Genomic DNA, 307 nt, shown 5'->3' on the forward strand with positions numbered 1-307 from the left:
GGTCGGACACCTTTCCGCTGCGGCGATGCACTCGCTAAAGCCAGCGGCGTTGCGAAGCCGCACCGTCTTGATCTGTTGGCCGTGCTTGCGGATCGTGCCGTGCAGCAGCGAAACCCGTTTACGCCGTCGCCATTGCCCAGATTTTTTCGAACTCGGCCTTTGATATCACTTCCAGCTCGGACTCGGGATCGGCGGCGATCTTCTCAAGCGGTGGAAATGGCATCGTGCTCAGGCCCGTCTCCTCGAACTCGACGTCAGGATCGGCATACAGCATCCTTCCGTCGGGAAAGATTTCGACCTTACGAAG

The 307-nt window shown here is 59.0% G+C and carries 1 protein-coding gene; it reads right to left on the minus strand.

Going from position 1 to position 307, the window contains the following annotated elements:
- Positions 1-118: 118 nt before the first annotated feature.
- Positions 119-307: DUF6881 domain-containing protein (locus tag B2W55_RS28575; RefSeq protein ID WP_414631659.1), on the minus strand; the 189-nt coding region annotated here is incomplete at its 5' end.

The sequence above is a fragment of the Bradyrhizobium sp. UBA2491 genome (genome assembly GCF_002341725.1).
Taxonomy (GTDB): Bacteria; Pseudomonadota; Alphaproteobacteria; order Rhizobiales; family Xanthobacteraceae; genus Bradyrhizobium.